The organism is Roseateles sp. (assembly GCF_036486225.1).
GTDB lineage: Bacteria > Pseudomonadota > Gammaproteobacteria > Burkholderiales > Burkholderiaceae_C > Roseateles.
In genome coordinates this window covers 1-1,914 of record NZ_DASVNZ010000120.1, presented here as the reverse complement: position 1 = coordinate 1,914, position 1,914 = coordinate 1, and the positions used below count along the sequence as shown (strand labels likewise).

General features: G+C 68.9%; 2 protein-coding genes. Both read left to right on the top strand.

Features of this window, described 5'->3' with window-relative positions; all coding sequences use genetic code 11:
- Positions 1-365: 365 nt before the first annotated feature.
- Positions 366-1,520, top strand: coding sequence for a cytochrome-c peroxidase (locus tag VF536_RS08405; RefSeq protein WP_331614373.1), 1,155 nt, complete (start codon positions 366-368; stop codon positions 1,518-1,520).
- 60 nt (positions 1,521-1,580) lie between these two features.
- On the top strand, positions 1,581-1,914 hold a 334-nt coding region (locus VF536_RS08400), incomplete at its 3' end, for a hypothetical protein (RefSeq protein ID WP_414710318.1).

Sequence of the window (1,914 nt, the reverse complement as noted above, 5' to 3'; positions counted from 1 at the left end):
ATCCTGCCGGGCGGCAGCGGCTACGCCTGGGCCTGTGCGGCGCTGATGGCCGTCCCGCTGGCCGTGATGGCGCGGAAGTGGTGGTCCGAGACCGCCGAATGAGCCTGGGATCGCCCCGTCTCGCTTCCTGAAGCCCACCTGAAGAACCGCAGACAAACAACACGACAGACAGAAATTTCCTGTATCTGAGTTCGTAAAAACACAATTGCGAATAGTTCGCATTAGTGCAGAACAAGAACAGGAGAAGCATGTTGATGGCGTCGAATGCCGTCCGGTTCCAGGATGGAACGGAGATGGAGCAGCCCTTGGGGGCCGGTGGGGGTCGTGGCAGGAGCGCCGGTTTTTCGGGTGCCTGGCTCGCTGCGATGACCGCTTTGCTGCTGAGCGCCTGCGGCGGCGGCGGTGAGGCCCGCGGCGATGCCGCCGTCCCGCCGGCGGCCACGCTCAGCGCCCAGGCGGCGCTGGGCGAAAAGATCTTCAAGGACGTCTCGCTGTCCGCGTCGGGCCGCCAGTCCTGCGCGACCTGCCACAGCCCGGACAACGCCCACTCGCCCGCCAATGCGCTGGCGGTCCAGCTCGGCGGCGCGCTGATGGACCGGCAGGGCCGGCGCCAGGCCCCGTCGATCAACTACCTGACGTTCAACCGCGCCTTCGTCTTCGCATCGGACGGCACGCCCACCGGCGGCTTCTTCTGGGACGGCCGCGCCGCGAGCCTGGCCGACCAGTCGCGCGAGCCCTTCCTGAATCCGGTCGAGATGGCCAACCCGGACGTGGCCGCCGTTGTCGCCAAGCTCGCCAATGCGAGTTACGCGAGCGAGTTCAAGACCGTCTTCGGCGCGGACATCCTGAGCCGGCCGGACGACGCGATGGCCCGCATGCAGTTGGCGCTGTCGCAGTACCAGCAGGAGGACGCGGACTTCCGCGCCTTCAGCAGCAAGTACGACGAATTCCTGCGCGGCAACGTCGCGCTGACCGATGCCGAGAAGCGCGGCCTCGCGCTGTTCAACAACCCGGTCAAGGGCAACTGCATAGGCTGCCACCCGTCGGCCAAGGGCGCGGACGGCAGCTTCCCGCTGTTCACGGACTTCACCTACGACAACCTCGGCGTGCCGCGCAACGCGGCGATCACGGCCAACGCCGACGCGACCTACTTCGACCTCGGCCTGTGCGAACGCGCGGACCTGCCCGGCCGTGCGGATCTCTGCGGCGCCTTCAAGGTGCCGTCGCTGCGCAACGTCGCGCGACGGCAGGCGTTCTTCCACAACGGCCGTTTCGGCACGCTCAAGGACGCGGTGACCTTCTACGTCCAGCGCGACACGAATCCGGAGAAGTGGTACTCGAAGAACGCCGACGGCAGCGTCAACAAGTTCGACGACCTGCCCCGGCAGTACCACGCCAACGTGAACACGACCGAGGTGCCCTACAACCGCGGCCCCGGCGACGCGCCGGCGCTGACCGACGCCGAGATCGACGACGTCATCACCTTCCTGCAGACGCTCAACGACGGCTACCGCCGTTGAGCCGGGCGGTGCCCGCCGACGCCGGCGCCCTGCCCCTTCCGGACTTCCCGCTTTCCACGAATGAACAACGACATCATGCGCAACACCGAACTCCGCGCGCCGCGACTGGCGCCTTCCGTTCTCGCCCAGGCCCTGCTGGCCGGCGGCCTGCTGCTCGCCGGCGCCGCGCACGCGCAGACGGCCACCGAGGCTGAACTCGCCCGCAAGCTCGACCGTCTGGCCGCCGAACTGGCGGAGGTGAAGGCCCAGCTCGCCACGCTGCAGCAGCAACGGCAGCCGGCGGTGGCCGGCAACGCGCCCGCGACGGCCTCTGCGTCTTCTTCGCCTTCTTCGCCCGCAGCGACGACCGCGGCGACGACCGCGGCGACGACCGCGGCGGCCGAGCCGGCCCCGC

Excerpts from the sequence above, each read along its gene's own strand:
- VF536_RS08405 (WP_331614373.1), top strand. The coding sequence starts at position 366 with ATGACCGCTTTGCTGCTGAGCGCCTGCGGCGGCGGCGGTGAGGCCCGC.